The sequence below is a fragment of the Pleomorphovibrio marinus genome, assembly GCF_003347495.1.
GTDB lineage: Bacteria > Bacteroidota > Bacteroidia > Cytophagales > Cyclobacteriaceae > Pleomorphovibrio > Pleomorphovibrio marinus.
The window spans coordinates 616,145-630,385 of record NZ_QCXY01000002.1; the positions used below are offsets into that span (position 1 = coordinate 616,145).

The window sequence follows — 14,241 nt, forward strand, 5'->3', positions numbered from 1 at the left end:
GAATATTTAAATTATTTTCAAATTTAAATATTTTCTATTTGATTTCTAAGAGATTTGTGCATTTCTTCAAATCTTTTTTCCACCTCCGATAAAAAATCTCCTGAGAGGAAGGAATCAAGATCACCTTCTTCCAAAACGTCGGACTCATTGACTTTAAAGGTTTGCTCTACAAGACCTTGTTCGAATTTAAGGAGATACTTATTGTTCCAAATAAAGACACTAATTTTTATATCTCCCTTTTTTAATTCTTTATGTACCCTCATGTTGGATTAACAATTTTACTTTCAAAGGTAATTTCAGGTTTAAGAGAAGAAGCCACCGAACAATATTTTTCCACGGCCAGCTTTATTACTTTTGCGAATTCCTCCTCCGTAGCGTCGGGTGAAGTGAGGATGAAGGATAGGTGGATAGCTGTATAATAAGCAGGAATGCCTTCCCTACGTTCCCCAATCGCTTCGGTCTCAAAAGAGGTGATGGTTCTTCTTTTTTTCTTCATCATTTGCACTGCGTCCACCGCAGAGCATCCAGCCAGGGCCGAAAGCAATAGCTCCATGGGTGATTGGTGTCGTTTCCCTTCCCCGTCATACATGTCTATGCCAATACGATTGCCGGATTCGTTGACCGCTTCGTATTCCTTATCCGCTTTCATTGTTAGGGTGATTTTTTTCTTTGCCATATCCGTGTTTACTTCAGATGTCAATTTAGTTTAAAATTTAAATTTAGCAATGTTTACATATTTCTTCTATACTGCCCCCCAATCTCATACAGGGCATTCGTGATTTGCCCCAGACTACAGTATTTTACCGCTTCCATTAGTCCCTTGAAGAGGTTTTCTCCTTTTGAGCCATCGGATTTGATTCTCTTTAAACAATTTTGGGAAATTCGGGCATGTACCTTTTTGAGATCGGCAATACCTTGGATCTGTTTTTCCTTTTCTGGTTTATTAGCCCTGATGATCTCACCAGATTCCCTTTCCTTTACCTGCAAATCAGACAAAAATGTGTTTACTCCAATAATTGGAAGTTCTCCATTGTGCTTAAGATTTTCGTAGTGCATGCTTTCTTCCTGGATTTTGCCTCTTTGGTACATGGTTTCCATTGCTCCAAGAACTCCTCCTCTCTCATTAATTTTCTCAAATTCTACATAAACTGCTTCCTCCACCAGGTCCGTAAGTTCTTCGATAATAAAGGATCCCTGCAAGGGATTTTCGTTTTTCGCCATACCTAGTTCCTTATTGATGATGAGCTGAATCGCCAGAGCCCTTCGCACCGAGGATTCTGTAGGGGTAGTAATGGCCTCATCATTGGCATTGGTGTGGAGGGAATTGCAATTATCATAGACGGCATTTAAGGCTTGCAAGGTGGTTCGGATATCGTTGAAGTCAATTTCTTGGGCGTGCAGGGACCTGCCAGATGTTTGGATATGGTATTTTAGCAGTTGAGACCGTTTATTTGCACCGTAAATAAACTTCATGGCTTTGGCCCAAATCCTTCTTGCTACCCTCCCGATCACCGCATATTCCGCATCTATCCCATTGGAGAAGAAATAGGACAAGTTCGGCGCAAAATCGTCGATTTTCATTCCTCTGGAAAGGTAATATTCCACATAGGTGAAACCATTTGCAAGTGTTAGCGCCAATTGGGTAATGGGGTTTGCTCCTGCCTCTGCAATATGGTAACCAGAAATAGAAACAGAATAAAAATTTTTTATTTGATGGGTGATAAAATACTCCTGTACATCTCCCATCAGTCGTAGGGAAAAATCAGTAGAGAAAATACAGGTATTTTGGGCTTGGTCTTCTTTCAAGATATCAGCTTGCACCGTACCACGTATTTTCCTAAGGGTATCTTGCTTGATGTTTTCATAGACCTCCTGGGGAAGCAATTGATCACCGCTAATGCCTAGCAACAATAAGCCCAAACCATCATGGCCGTCAGGCAGGCTGGCTCTATAGCTAGGGGAAGGTAATCCCTCTGCACTATACAAACTTTTGATTTTTTCCATGGTCTCTTCTACCATCCCGTTTTCTCGGAGGTATTTTTCACATTGCTGGTCTATGGCAACATTTAAATAAAAAGCCGTCACCGTGGCAGCAGGTCCATTAATTGTCATGGAAACCGAGGTTCTTGGGTCACAGAGGTCAAAGCCTGAATATAACCTCTTTGCATCGTCCAAAGTGGCGATGTTTACCCCGGAATTGCCGATTTTCCCATAAATGTCTGGACGAACATCGGGATCTTCCCCGTAAAGGGTTACAGAATCAAAAGCGGTGGACAACCTTTTTGCCTCCATGCCTCTAGATACATAGTGAAACCTTTTGTTGGTCCTTTCAGGCCCCCCTTCTCCTGCAAACATACGTGTGGGATCCTCACCTTCCCGCTTAAAAGGATATACCCCTGCTGTAAAGGGGAATGCCCCGGGTAGGTTTTCGTGAAGTTTCCATTTGACCAAATCCCCGTAACCACGAAACTTGGGAAGGGATATTTTTGGAATGGGTGTTCCGGATAGGGAATTATGATGTGTTTTTATGGACAAGGTTTTGCCACGGACCTCAAAGTCATAGTAGTCATTCTTATACTTGCTTTTTTGGCTATCCCAGCCTTTTAGCCATTCTAAAATGTCCTTGTCCATTTTTTGGCAAATGGATGATTCCAATCCATCCAAGGTTTCCAACACATCTGCTGAACTTTCCACATTATGTGCTTTTAGGGACTTTTTAGTTTCTATTACACCGTGGAGTTGATGGGCAAGTTCGATTTGAGTATTTCCAAAGGACTGGTATTCCCGGTGTTGGGATACAATTTCGGCGAGATACCTGGATCGGTCATTTGGGATAATTTGCGGCTTTGAAGGGGCTTTGCTACTAGGGAAAATCGGGGGCTCTTCTCCAAGTAAGTCAATTTTATCCTTTAAGTGTGTGGCTATGGTCTCAAATAAGCGGTGAACTCCTACATCATTAAACTGTGAGGCCATAGTGCCAAAGGCTGGTATATCCTCAAGAGTACCCTCCCACAGTCCTTTATTCCTTTGCAATTGTTTCCTTACATCCCTGAGTGCATCCTCTGCACCTTTCTTTTCAAATTTGTTGATGACTACGATATCCGCATAATCCAGCATATCGATTTTTTCCAGTTGGGTTGCGGCTCCGTATTCCGGAGTCATCACGTACAGGTTTATGTCGCCAAATTCTGTGATTTCTGTATCGGATTGCCCTATACCCGAAGTTTCTAGAATTATAAGATCCACATCAGTGGTCTTAATAAGTTTCAGAATATCTCGCAAATCCCTGGATAAAGAGAGATGCGCCTGCCTGGTAGCCATGGACCTCATGAAGACGGAGGGATGATATACGGCATTCATTCTGATCCTGTCTCCAAGGAGTGCCCCTCCTGATTTCTTTTTTGTAGGATCAATACACAGTATTGCCAATTTGAGATCTGGGCGATGCATGATAAATCGCCTTACCAATTCATCTACTAAGGTACTTTTTCCTGCTCCACCTGTTCCGGTTACACCTAAAATGGGGACCTCCCGTATTTGTAAGGTTTGCTCTAGGGTATTTAGGGTTTCACTGTGGGCTGATTTAAAACTTTCCACTGCAGTAATCCACCTAGAAAGAATCCTACGGTCAGTGGTAATTTCCTTGAACTCTTGCAGTGGTGACTCAATAAGTGGAAAATCCGACTTTTTCACTAGGTCGTCAATCATACCCTGTAGGCCCATTGCCCTGCCATCCTCCGGGGAATATATCCTGCATATCCCGTGTTCCTCCAAGGCCTTAATTTCTGAGGGTAAAATTGTGCCCCCTCCTCCACCGAAAATTCTGATGTGACCTGCGTCATTTTCTTGCAGTAAATCATGCATGTATTTAAAAAATTCCATATGGCCTCCTTGGTAGGAAGTGACTGCAATGGCATGTACATCCTCCTGGATGGCACAGTCCACAATTTCTTTTACGGAACGATTGTGCCCCATGTGGATGACCTCAACTCCGGTGGATTGCATGATCCTCCTCATTATATTGATGGCTGCATCATGTCCATCAAATAAGGAGGAGGCGGTAAGGATTCTAATATGATTTTTGGGTGTATATTTTTCCTGCATTTCTCTTTTTCCCATCAAATTGTTTTAATTTTAGCCTAGAGTTTTAAACCATCTCTTATGAAATCAAGCATGTCAGAAGCAACACACTGAGGGACGCCCCCAGATAGCTACGGGACAGGCAACCTGTCTGACGGTTTACCTGCCGAAGGCATGGCAATCAGGTATGACCGCTGAAAACACAATTTTGAACCTATATAACCGAGCCTGTCCTGACGGCAGTCAGGGCATGACTAGAACCTCACACGGAGAGATGCCTCCCCGATAGCTATTGGGGAGATGCGAGATTCTCCCGAAGTGAATTCGGGACAGGCTCCCGAAACGAGTCCGGGGCAGGCTCCTGAAACTAGTCCGGGGCAAGCTCCCTGCCTGAGGGCAGTCAGGTATGACCATTAAACGACAATTTTAAACATATGAAATTTTCACTTTACCTAGGCAAATATAAAGGAATAAAAGTTTTTATACATTGGACTTTTTCCATCCTTCTTTTGTGGATTATTATTGCCAATACCAGGTCGGGGATGGCCATGGAAGACACGGGTTGGACCCTGCTTTTCATTCTTTCTATTTTTTTCTGTGTGATTTTGCATGAATTTGGGCATGCCCTCACGGCCCAAAAATACGGGATTCAAACCAAGGATATTATCCTTTTGCCCATTGGTGGCCTTGCCAGGCTGGAAAAACTTCCTGAAGACCCCAAGCAAGAGTTGAATGTAGCGTTGGCGGGACCCTTGGTGAATGTGGTGATATTTATCATTTTATCTGTTTTTGTCTATTTCAATGGCGTTGACATGGAGTTGATCGAAGAAGAGCCTCATCTGGATGGGAGCACCCTACTTTTGTATTTGGCATCTGCAAATATATTTTTGGCGGTTTTCAACATGCTGCCTGCCTTCCCCATGGATGGGGGAAGGGTGCTGAGAGCCCTACTGTCCATCAGGATGTCTAGGGTGAAGGCTACCCAGATAGCAGGCTCTATAGGTCAATTTTTGGCCATAGCATTTGTCTTCATAGGGTTGTTTTACAATCCCATTTTGGTGTTGATTGGTATATTCATTTTTTTGGGCGCCCAGGCCGAGGTCAACCACACCACGCAGACCTCTATGCTCAAAGGTTACCAGGTATCCGATGCGCTGATGAAGCGTTTCCCTTTATTAGCCTACGATGCCAGTTTAAAAAAAGCCATTGAAAAGCTCTTGGATAGCCAGGCAACCCATTTTGTGGTGGTTAAAGACGATCAACCTGTAGGTACCCTTAGTAGAGATGAAATCATAAAGGGGTTAAGTGAATCTGGAGAAGATACCCCAGTAGAAAAAGTGGCTAATATGGATCCCATGAAGCTGGAAATTTATATGCCTTTGGAAGAGGCTTTTAAGAAGATGTCTGTAGAGAACAAAAAAGTTGCACTGGTATTTGAGGAGAATCTTTTTCTAGGCATTTTGGATCAGGAAAATATTTCAGAGTTCATCATGGTAAAACATGCGGTTGCAAAATGAGGGTAAAGGCCCCGCAAAGTGAAAATATTGAGAAACTTAAAAATTCGCTAGGTTTTCCTCATATCTTTTGTATTTTGGATTGCAGAGTTATATAAATTTATGTTTTTACCAAGAAAATAGTTTACATGATTACCTACAGTTCACCTGCGGAAGCAGTTTCTATAATTAATAGTCACCAAAGGGTATTCGTCCACGGATCTGCGGCCACCCCGTCTGAAATACTGCGGGCATTGGAGGCCAGAAAGGATGAGTTAGAACAAGTGGAAATAGTATCCATCACCACTTTGGGCGACATGCCCCTGGCAGACCCATCCTGCAAAGGAAGTTTCTTTATTAATTCATTGTTTGTTTCTGAAAATGTGCGTAAGGCTGTAAATTCCGACCAAGGTGGCTACGTACCCATTTTTTTGAGTGAAATTGGGTTTCTTTTCAGGCGGGGAGTACTTCCCATAGATGTTGCCATTATTCAAGTTTCACCACCTGACCAGCATGGTTATTGTTCTTTGGGAGTGTCTGTCGATATTGCAAAACCAGCCATTGAAACGGCTACCTTTATCCTCGCCCAGGTAAATCAGCAAATGCCAAGAACCCATGGTGACGGACTTATCCATTACAGCAAGTTCCATGCTGCAATAGAGGTAGACGAACCCCTGCCTGAAGTGAATTATGCATCCAAAATAGGCCCTAATGAGGAAAAAATAGGGCTGTATATCGCGGAGTTAATCGAGGATGGTGCTACTCTTCAGATGGGCATAGGGGCGATACCGGATGCAACCCTGAGGGCCTTGACCCATCATAAGGACTTGGGTGTACATACCGAGATGTTTTCCGATGGGGTGGTTGAGCTGTTAAAATCAGGAGCCATTACCAATAGGTATAAAGCAAAGCATCCAGGTAAAATCGTAAGTTCCTTTGCCATAGGTTCGAAAAAGCTGTATCAAGCAGTAAACGACAATCCACTTTTTTCTTTTCATGAGGCAGCCTATGTAAATGACACTGCAGTGATCCGAAGAAACCCCAAGGTAGTATCCATTAACAGTGGACTGGAAATAGACCTTACCGGGCAGGTATGTGCCGACTCCATTGGAAGTTACCATTATTCCGGTGTAGGGGGGCAAATGGATTTTATGCGGGGTGCAGCCTTATCGGAAGGAGGTAAGCCTATAATGGCCCTAAATTCCACGACTAAAAAAGGACAGTCTAAGATCGTTCCATTTTTAAAAGAAGGTGCAGGGGTGGTCACCACCCGCGCACATGTTCATTATGTAGTCACAGAATATGGTGTGGCATATTTATACGGGAAAAACCTAAGGCAGCGAGCCCATGCATTAAAGGCCATAGCCGCCCCTGAGCATCATGAAATGCTCGATAAGGCAATTTATGAGAGGTTTGGGAGCTTTATGTATCCGGCAAAATAAAATTAAAGTAGTAGTTGGTTTCTCTGAATCCATTACCCTAATTCTCTGTATATGCTTTCTTAAAAGAAAGAATAAACTCCGTGCCCTTATTGGGTTGGCTTTGAATTTGGATGATGCCTTGATTATTGAGCACAAACTGTTTTACCAGTAAAAGGCCCAATCCGGTTCCTTTTTCGTTGTTTGTACCTATTTGAGAAACCATCCTTCCACCTACAGCATCAGATAGAAAGTTCTTTCTGGACTCCTCATCCATTCCCTCTCCACTGTCCTTGATGTGCAGGTGAATCATGCTGCTGTCCTGTTTGTAATAAATTTTGATTTCCCCTTCGTTTGGGGTGAATTTAATGGCGTTGTGGAAAAGGTTTTGAATTATGATTTGAAACTGTCCCTTATCCGCCCAAATGGGAGGGAGAGGCTTGGATTCATGTGAGATTTTTAATTTCTTGGATTGGGTTTGATAATCATAAAGGTCTATAAGGTTTTCAATGACCTCAGTACTTTGGAATGCCATTGGCCTGGCCTCAAGGCTGTCCAGTTGCTGGTTGGCCCAATTCAAAAGTCCATCCAGCATACTTTCTGTTTTCTTTACCTGTTCGTAAAGCATGCGCAAGGCATCCTCCTTGTCCTCCTCCTTAAAGTAGCCTTCCAAATACATCTCGATCAGTTGAATGATGGAATGTAGGGGTGAACGCAGATCATGGGAAAGAATGGAAAAAAGTTTGTTTTTGGTTTCGTTGATTTCCTGAAGACCTTGGTTGTGTTTTTGGATTTTCTCGTGCTGGTTTTTGATGGTTCTGTTTTTTTCCAATAGCTCCTTGTTCAACTTTTCCTTTATCTTCAGGTTTTTGTGGTAGGTGAGTATAAAGGTTCCCAACAAAGCAGAAAGTACAAAGGAGAGGATTAGCCCATAGCTCTTCCTCTTGCTTTGTTGCATGGCAGCTTGCTGTTCTGCTAGTAGAGTTTCATTTTCTGCTTGTGCCAATTTGAGCTGTAGTCTATCAATTTGTTTGTCTTTTTCGGTGTTATACAAGCTATCCCCATAAGCCTTGTTGATCTTGGTGAAATGCAGTGCATTAGGAAATTCTTCCAACATTTCATGAGCACTTGCCAAAACACCGGTGGCCCTTTCTAAATCCCAATGTGCTCCAACCAGTATTGCGGTTTCATAACCTTTTTCCCCATAAGATTTTGCTTTTTCCCAGTCTTGGTGTAAAGCCGCAATCTCTGCTAATCCGGTATAGGCATAGGTCTTTTCCCAATTGTTTAATGAATGCGTGGCGGAAAGCACCTCCTGATAGAGCCTGACGGCAGTTTCTAATTGGTTTTTGTGAAAATGCACCTGGGCCATCCTGTTTTTCACCATCAGGTTCAGCACGTTTTGGGGATCGGTTTCCAGTAGCTTCAGCGCATTGGTGAGTAGCGATAGACTTTCGTCGTATTCCTGTAATTCACAATAACTAATACCCAAGTTGAACATGTTCCTTGCCATGCTGATGCTGTCCCCAAGGGTCCTGTTAATTTCCAGGCATTTATCCCAGGTCTTGATAGCTTCCTCGTATTCCTTTTGCCCAAGAAAAACCAAACCCCGACCATTCATGGCAAATACCCATCCTGACTGATCGTTCAGGTCTTCAAATACACGCTGTGCATCCACAAAGGATTCCAGGGCTACATCATAATCACCTAAGATGTAGTATACAGCTCCTCTGCGGTTTTGTACCCACGCTTTCCAGTAAGGGGAGTTGGATTCCTGAGCGAGAATTTCTGCGTGTTCAATATGAAGCAGGGCAGAGTCCCTGTCCTCATATTGATAAGCTTCTGCCTTCTCCAAATGCAGAGCAATCTTATTTTCCACACTATTTTGACCTGTTGCCTTTAAGGAAAAGCAAAAAAGTAAAAAGAGTATCGAGAGTAAATCAAACCCAATTCTTTGCATCACAACAAAAAGCGTTCAATAATAAGTTTTTACTTGGCTAAATCGTATAAACGCTGTCAAATTTAAAAAATTCTTTTGTGAATATAATTAATATAAAAAAACCTGTCTGAATTTTTTGATTTTCACAATCAGCCGATTTGATCAATACGCTGTTCTTCATGGAGACCTCAGGTAAAGTGGTGAGCAAGCCGAAATTCCTTCCATTTTAAAGAATAAAATTGCAGTTTTGCACAAATTCTCTGTATATGTCTATTCTATTTAAATCACTCAGGTTTGTAGCCGAAGGTGAAGTTAAAGAAGCTTCCGATTTTCTTTATGATGGTAAATCCGTAAAAAAAACTACTGAAGAACAACTTCCGGATCGATTCACCACAGTGGATTGTACTGGATTTTTGGGTTCTAGGGGATGGGTGGATTTAAGGTGCTTGGCTTCTGAGCCAGGGATGGAATTCAGGGAAACCATTGCAAGCCTTTGTGAGGGGTTGAGGGTGAGTGGCTTCACCGAGGCCGTGCTTATGCCCAATACCGTGCCGGTGGTGCAATCCAAAAACGAGGTAGCCTACATACAGCAAAAAAGCCAGGCGATGTTTCCAACCTTACACGTGCAAGCAGCGGTAACCAAGGACACTGCCGGGGAAGATTTCACCGAAATGATTGACTTATCCCATTATGGCGTGAAGATATTTGGTGATGGCATTCACCCTTTGGCTAATTCTGACCGCTTTATGAAAGCATTACAATACCTTCAGAAATTCGGAGGCATCCTTTTTGACCATTCCTATGACCCCCTGCTTGCGCTTTTTGGTCAAATGCATGAGGGTATTGTTTCCACAAAGTTGGGTATGAAGGGAATTCCGGGTCTCGCAGAGGAGATGGCAATACAAAAGAATCTATCGATATTAAAATATACGGGGGGAACATTGCACCTTCAAGCTATCAGCACTGCGAAGTCGGTGGATCTCATAAGAAAAGCAAAAGAAGAGGGTCTTTCTGTGACTGCGGATGTTTCTTTGTACCAGTTGCTGTTTACAGATAAGGATCTTGTCAGCTTTGATACCGCCCTGAAGGTTTTACCTCCTTTTAGGGAGGAAGTAGATAGGGTGGCACTTATGGAAGGATTGAAAGACGGTACCATCGATGCACTCGTTTCCAATCATATCCCTTTAGATTTTGATGCCAAACACTCGGAATTTGACCTCGCTGCCTTTGGAATGATAGGGCTGCAGACTTTTGCTCCTGGATTGGCTATGCTGGAAAAGGAACTGGGATGGCCACTGCTTATCCAAAAGATCACCGATGGCCCCAGGGGCGTTTTGGGAAGGCGCTCCGAGGAATGGGATTCCCTCACCATCTTTGACCCTGAGGAGACTTGGTATTTTGACCAAAACAACAATGTTTCCCTAAGTGCAAACTCCCCCTGGTTTAACCGTCAACTCAAGGGCAGGGTGAAATTCGTCATCAACAAGGGGAAATTTTCTCAACATTTATGAATAGGTATTTAATTTCTGCATATCCCTTTGGCCTTTTCGGCGGTGTATTGGCATTGGTCGGTTTCTGGGTTTTTTACTTGGTGGATCTGGATCCCATCACCATGAGTATTGTGTTTAATTTTGTGAATCTTAGCCTCTTTATAGGGATTAGCATATATTATTTTAAGAAGTACAGGAATAATGAATATTTGAGTTTTGCCCATGGCATGTCTGTGGGGTTCTTCACCTATGTTATCATCGCCACCATTTCCTTTCTGGGAATATATGCCTCCTTGTCGGTTTTTCCGGAGGTTTTTGGGGAGTTAAAGGCAGAACGAGTGCAGATGTTGGAAACCGAAGGGGTGGGCTTAAGGGAGCAAGTAGGGGAAAACGCCTATTTGAAAACGCTGGAAGAGGTGAAGGACATGAGGGTTTACCACTTTCCGCTGAACGATTTTATTTGGAAAATACTGTTCGGTTTGTTTTTGTCCATCATAATTTCCATAATTTTGAGAAGGAACAAACTTTAAATAAAACCCTATGGAATCTACTTCACAACCCGCCCAATCCGCCCTGAGATCCGGAGGCATGATGGGCCTGATTATGGTGATTATCAATTTCTTAATTTATGCATTCGATTCTTCTGCCTTGGTTGGATTTTGGTTTGCATTCTTCGTTTTGGTATTGTTTTTTGGATTATTGATTTACTTCGGCATACAATACCGTAAGGAGGTTGGTGGCTATTTGACCTATGGGGCTGCTTTTCAGTTCTCTTTTGTGGCCTTGATCGTTGCCGGTTTAATTTATACCATAGGGAATATTTTGCTGTATCATGTGATAGACCCAGCCCTGCCGGAAGTGTTGATAGAAAAGCAACTAAGCTCAGTTTTGGAAATGATGGACAAGTTTGGGGCAGGGGATAGTCTTTCTGCCGACGACTTGGATGAAATGAGGGAGAGCATGGTTGGTTCCTATACCATTGTAGGGCAAATTAAGGGGTTAGGGGTTTCTTTTATCTTTTATGCGCTTATGGCACTTATTGTAGCCGCAATCCTAAAGAAAAGGGATAAATCACTGAACTATTAAAAAGCAACTATGATTCAAGTTTCTGTTGTCATTCCAGTTTATAATGAGGAAGAATCCATCACCGAACTTATCTCTTGGATTAGGGAGGTCTTGGAAAGAGAAGGCCTTACCTTTGAGGTGATTTTAGTGGACGATGGAAGTGACGATGGTTCTTGGGAAGTAATCAAGTTGCTCTGCAAAAACGATCAGCGGATAAGAGCGGTGGGGTTCTTTAGAAACTACGGCAAATCTGCCGCCTTGGACATGGGTTTCTCCAAGGCAATTGGAGATGTAGTTGTCACCTTAGATGCGGATTTGCAAGACAGCCCGGAAGAAATACCCGCTTTGTATGCCATGATCAAGGAGCAGGGTTTTCAAATTGTATCTGGGTGGAAAAAGAAAAGGAAAGACCCCATTTCCAAAACTATCCCTTCTATATTTTTCAATTTTGTGACCAGGTTGCTTTCAGGGATCCATTTACATGATTTCAATTGCGGGTTAAAGGCCTATCAACTAAGGGTGGTAAAAAACCTTCATATCTATGGTGAAATGCACCGTTACATCCCCCTAATTGCCAAATGGAATGGTTTTGGAAAAATTGGTGAAAAGGAGGTGGACCACCAACCCAGGAAATACGGCACCACAAAATTTGGTATAGAAAGGTTCATAAATGGATTTTTGGATTTGATTTCCGTTTCTTTTGTTAATCGGTATAAGAAAAACCCCATGCATTTTTTTGGCACACTGGGCTCCTTGTCCTTTTTTACCGGGTTTGCAATTACCCTGAAGCTAATCATTGAAAAAATACAGGGCCTGAGCAAGGGAATTCCGGTAAGGGAAATTACAGCACAGCCTTTGTTCTTCCTCGCTTTGGTGGCAGTGATTATTGGCGTTCAGTTGTTCCTGACAGGCTTTTTGGCCGAAATGATGACCTCCAACAATTCCAGAAGAACAGATTACAATATTGCTGAGGAGATTAACCTGGAAGATTGATGGATTTTTCGGTAGTCATTCCCGTTTTCAACCGGCCCGATGAGATATGTCAATTATTGGAGAGCCTCAGTAAACAGACTTTAAAGGACTTTGAGGTAATAATTGTTGAGGATGGGTCTTCGGTAACCTGTGAAAAGGAGATAGACTCTTTCAGGGATCAATTACAAATCACCTATCATTATCAAGACAATGCAGGTCAAGGTATGGCTAGGAATACAGGGATGGGACTTGCAAATGGGAATTACTTTGTGTTTTTTGATTCCGATTGTGTGATTCCCCCTAATTACCTTGAAAAAGTAAAGGAGGCGATAGTTACAAGGCAACTGGATGGGCACGGAGGTCCCGACGATGCCAAGAGTGATTTTACCAGATGGCAAAAGGCCATGAACTATAGTATGACCTCTTTTTTGACCACTGGGGGCATTAGGGGCAAATTGCGAAACCGCAAGCAGTATCAAGCCAGGGGATACAATATGGGGTTTTCCAGGGAGGTTTACCAAAAGCTCGGGGGATTCTTGGATCCCAACCGTGCAGAGGACATTGAATTGAGCATGCGCATAAAAAAGGCAGGGTTCCGAATGGAATTAGTGCCAGAAGCCTCTGTGTGGCATAAACGGAAAAATACCTTAGCTTCCTTTTTCCGCCAAAGCTACCAGTTTGGGAAAAATAGGATGTTTATTAGAAAGTTTCATACTGATGCCGTAAAAATGGTACATCTCCTGCCTTTAGTCTTTCTGTTGGGATTCCTCGCCTTGCCTTTTCTTTTACTTTTTATTCCCCCGTTGTTCGGTATTGCTTGGATACTTTGGTTAGTGTGGGTTAGTGCGCTTTTAATTGACACTGGGTGGCGGTATTCCTCCCCTGTAGTGGCCCTAATGGCCCTGCTTACTTCCCATGGACAGTTATGGTGTTATGGTGCGGGAATTGCTGCGGGGTTTTTCGGGAAAAAGTAACCAGTTTTAATCCCTTTCTCCTTTGGAGCAGAAATAGATGGTCTCTTCGGGTGGGAGGGCGTATTTTTTGATTTCTTCGGTGGACAAGGATTTCACAAATTGGTTTTCCGCAACCCTAAGCCCGGATTTACTTAACCTTTTAGCATAATCCCGCCCGTATTTTCTTACGTGATCACTCTGACCAAACACTTTTTCTCTCTCCTTTGGGGATGAAATGGCCATATCTTCGAGGGTTTCTGGAAGGTCGTAGACGGGGGATTGGATGATGCCCCAACCGGAAGGCTTGAGAATCCGGTTGATTTCTTTACATGCCTTACTATCGCTATCCACATGTTCCAAAACATGGTTGCAAAATACCACATCGAAGCTATTAGCCTCAAAAGGAATATCATGGACATCCATCTTGATCTCTGCCAGTGGGGATTCCAGGTCACCAGTGATATACTCGATGTTGGAAAGGTTTTTGAATCTTTTTATAAAGCAAAGCTCTGGGGCAATGTGCAGCACTTTGAGTCGGTCTTGGAAGAAGGTAGTTTCTCTTTTCAGGAAAAGCCACATCAAGCGGTGTCTTTCCAGTGCCAGGCAATTAGGGCACAATGCATTTTCTCTCGCTGCCCTACCATAGGGAAGGAATTTCCTGAATCTGCTTCCACAGACTGGACATGTGACATTTTTTCCTTTGTAAAATAGGGAAGCAACCTTAAGCAAATTGTGGCTAAATAATTGCAAGTATTTTCTTGGGATATGTCGGATTACCCAACTGACCAAGGATTTCATCATTATTTTCCTAGTAAATTCTAGGACGCAAGT

Annotated in this window: 12 protein-coding genes; 7 read left to right on the forward strand and 5 right to left on the reverse strand. The window is 42.9% G+C overall.

Features of this window, described 5'->3' with window-relative positions:
• Positions 1-23 precede the first annotated feature (23 nt).
• The 3 genes from DB520_RS08580 to DB520_RS08590 are packed head-to-tail and all read right to left on the reverse strand — an operon-like array spanning position 24 to position 4,119.
• The gene (locus tag DB520_RS08580) at positions 24-263 is read right to left on the reverse strand and encodes a hypothetical protein (protein WP_114749270.1); all 240 of its coding nucleotides are present in this window, start codon (positions 261-263) and stop codon (positions 24-26) included.
• Positions 260-676: an OsmC family protein gene (locus DB520_RS08585; RefSeq protein ID WP_114749271.1), complete on the reverse strand. Its 417-nt coding sequence runs from the start codon at positions 674-676 to the stop codon at positions 260-262. The genes DB520_RS08580 and DB520_RS08585 overlap by 4 nt, the downstream gene beginning before the upstream one ends.
• A gap of 53 nt (positions 677-729) precedes the next feature.
• The gene (locus DB520_RS08590; protein WP_232834889.1) at positions 730-4,119 is read right to left on the reverse strand and encodes a methylmalonyl-CoA mutase family protein; all 3,390 of its coding nucleotides are present in this window, start codon (positions 4,117-4,119) and stop codon (positions 730-732) included.
• Between the two features lie 395 nt (positions 4,120-4,514).
• Between DB520_RS08590 and DB520_RS08595 the strand changes: the two genes are divergently transcribed.
• Entirely contained in the window at positions 4,515-5,597 is a 1,083-nt protein-coding gene (locus DB520_RS08595) for a site-2 protease family protein (protein WP_114749272.1), read from the forward strand.
• A 125-nt stretch (positions 5,598-5,722) separates the two neighbouring features.
• The gene (locus tag DB520_RS08600; protein WP_114749273.1) at positions 5,723-7,015 is read left to right on the forward strand and encodes an acetyl-CoA hydrolase/transferase family protein; all 1,293 of its coding nucleotides are present in this window, start codon (positions 5,723-5,725) and stop codon (positions 7,013-7,015) included.
• A gap of 37 nt (positions 7,016-7,052) precedes the next feature.
• Here DB520_RS08600 and DB520_RS08605 read toward each other — a convergent pair whose 3' ends face one another.
• On the reverse strand, positions 7,053-8,870 hold the full coding sequence (locus DB520_RS08605; RefSeq protein WP_198675273.1) for a tetratricopeptide repeat-containing sensor histidine kinase: 1,818 nt from the start codon (positions 8,868-8,870) through the stop codon (positions 7,053-7,055).
• A 326-nt stretch (positions 8,871-9,196) separates the two neighbouring features.
• On the opposite strand from DB520_RS08605, the gene DB520_RS08610 reads away from it, so the two are divergent.
• From DB520_RS08610 to DB520_RS08630, 5 genes are read left to right on the forward strand one after another with little or no spacing between them, the layout of a single operon-like run.
• A complete protein-coding gene (locus DB520_RS08610) occupies positions 9,197-10,441 on the forward strand; it encodes an amidohydrolase family protein (RefSeq protein WP_114749275.1) in 1,245 nt (414 codons plus the stop codon).
• The gene (locus DB520_RS08615) at positions 10,438-10,950 is read left to right on the forward strand and encodes a DUF4199 domain-containing protein (protein ID WP_114749276.1); all 513 of its coding nucleotides are present in this window, start codon (positions 10,438-10,440) and stop codon (positions 10,948-10,950) included. The genes DB520_RS08610 and DB520_RS08615 overlap by 4 nt, the downstream gene beginning before the upstream one ends.
• Before the next feature lie 10 nt (positions 10,951-10,960).
• Positions 10,961-11,506 (forward strand): DUF4199 domain-containing protein, encoded by a 546-nt coding sequence (locus tag DB520_RS08620; RefSeq protein ID WP_114749277.1) that lies wholly within the window; start codon positions 10,961-10,963, stop codon positions 11,504-11,506.
• Positions 11,507-11,515: 9 nt separating this feature from the next.
• Positions 11,516-12,478, forward strand: coding sequence for a glycosyltransferase family 2 protein (locus DB520_RS08625; RefSeq protein ID WP_114749278.1), 963 nt, complete (start codon positions 11,516-11,518; stop codon positions 12,476-12,478).
• The gene (locus DB520_RS08630; protein WP_114749279.1) at positions 12,478-13,431 is read left to right on the forward strand and encodes a glycosyltransferase; all 954 of its coding nucleotides are present in this window, start codon (positions 12,478-12,480) and stop codon (positions 13,429-13,431) included. The genes DB520_RS08625 and DB520_RS08630 overlap by 1 nt, the downstream gene beginning before the upstream one ends.
• Before the next feature lie 6 nt (positions 13,432-13,437).
• On the opposite strand, the gene DB520_RS08635 is transcribed toward DB520_RS08630, so the two are convergent.
• Positions 13,438-14,208, reverse strand: coding sequence for a class I SAM-dependent methyltransferase (locus DB520_RS08635; protein WP_114749432.1), 771 nt, complete (start codon positions 14,206-14,208; stop codon positions 13,438-13,440).
• Positions 14,209-14,241 lie beyond the last annotated feature (33 nt).

What these genes read in the sequence shown, in the direction of transcription:
- DB520_RS08580 (WP_114749270.1), bottom strand. Translation starts at nt 263, where the DNA reads ATGAGGGTACATAAAGAATTAAAAAAGGGAGATATAAAAATTAGTGTC.
- DB520_RS08585 (WP_114749271.1), bottom strand. Translation starts at nt 676, where the DNA reads ATGGCAAAGAAAAAAATCACCCTAACAATGAAAGCGGATAAGGAATAC.
- DB520_RS08590 (WP_232834889.1), bottom strand. Translation starts at nt 4,119, where the DNA reads ATGGGAAAAAGAGAAATGCAGGAAAAATATACACCCAAAAATCATATT.
- DB520_RS08595 (WP_114749272.1), top strand. Translation starts at nt 4,515, where the DNA reads ATGAAATTTTCACTTTACCTAGGCAAATATAAAGGAATAAAAGTTTTT.
- DB520_RS08600 (WP_114749273.1), top strand. Translation starts at nt 5,723, where the DNA reads ATGATTACCTACAGTTCACCTGCGGAAGCAGTTTCTATAATTAATAGT.
- DB520_RS08610 (WP_114749275.1), top strand. Translation starts at nt 9,197, where the DNA reads ATGTCTATTCTATTTAAATCACTCAGGTTTGTAGCCGAAGGTGAAGTT.
- DB520_RS08615 (WP_114749276.1), top strand. Translation starts at nt 10,438, where the DNA reads ATGAATAGGTATTTAATTTCTGCATATCCCTTTGGCCTTTTCGGCGGT.
- DB520_RS08620 (WP_114749277.1), top strand. Translation starts at nt 10,961, where the DNA reads ATGGAATCTACTTCACAACCCGCCCAATCCGCCCTGAGATCCGGAGGC.
- DB520_RS08625 (WP_114749278.1), top strand. Translation starts at nt 11,516, where the DNA reads ATGATTCAAGTTTCTGTTGTCATTCCAGTTTATAATGAGGAAGAATCC.
- DB520_RS08630 (WP_114749279.1), top strand. Translation starts at nt 12,478, where the DNA reads ATGGATTTTTCGGTAGTCATTCCCGTTTTCAACCGGCCCGATGAGATA.
- DB520_RS08635 (WP_114749432.1), bottom strand. Translation starts at nt 14,208, where the DNA reads ATGAAATCCTTGGTCAGTTGGGTAATCCGACATATCCCAAGAAAATAC.